Origin of the sequence: Candidatus Thiosymbion oneisti (assembly GCF_900092655.1) — a bacterium.
GTDB lineage: Bacteria > Pseudomonadota > Gammaproteobacteria > Chromatiales > Chromatiaceae > Thiosymbion > Thiosymbion oneisti.
The window spans coordinates 1-492 of sequence record NZ_FLUY01000137.1 but is presented as its reverse complement, the minus strand read 5'-3'; the positions used below and the strand labels follow the sequence as shown (position 1 = coordinate 492).

General features: G+C 51.2%; 1 protein-coding gene. It reads left to right on the top strand.

Going from position 1 to position 492, the window contains the following annotated elements:
* Positions 1 to 12: 12 nt before the first annotated feature.
* A partial coding sequence (locus BQ17_RS01380; RefSeq protein ID WP_141699029.1) for a hypothetical protein occupies positions 13 to 492 on the top strand: 480 nt, incomplete at its 3' end.

Here is a 492-nt window from a genome sequence, read left to right as displayed (position 1 = left end):
GGCAGCGGAGAGATGACCGTTCGAACCGATGACCTTTGGATTGAAGGCACTATTCTTACCCAGGGCGGGGACATCCGCCTGGAAGACAATTCGACAAACAACGACGCTGGTTTTTTCCAAATCGGTACCGGAGGTTGGATAGAAACTGGCGGCGGAGAGATGACCGTTCGAACCGATGACCTTTGGATTGAAGGCACTATTCTTACCCAGGGTGGGGACATCCGTATGGAAGACAACCCGACAAAGGATTTTGGTTTTTTTCAAATCGGTACCGGAGGCCTGATACGGACGGGCGGCGGAGAGATGACCGTTCGAACCGATGACCTTTGGATTGAAGGCACTATTCTTACCCAGGGTGGGGACATTCGTATAGAAGACAACCCGACAAAGGATTTTGGTTTTTTCCAAATCGGTACCGAAGGTCGGATAGACACGGGCAGCGGAGAGATGACCGTTCGAACCGATGACCTTTGGATTGAAGGCACTATTCTT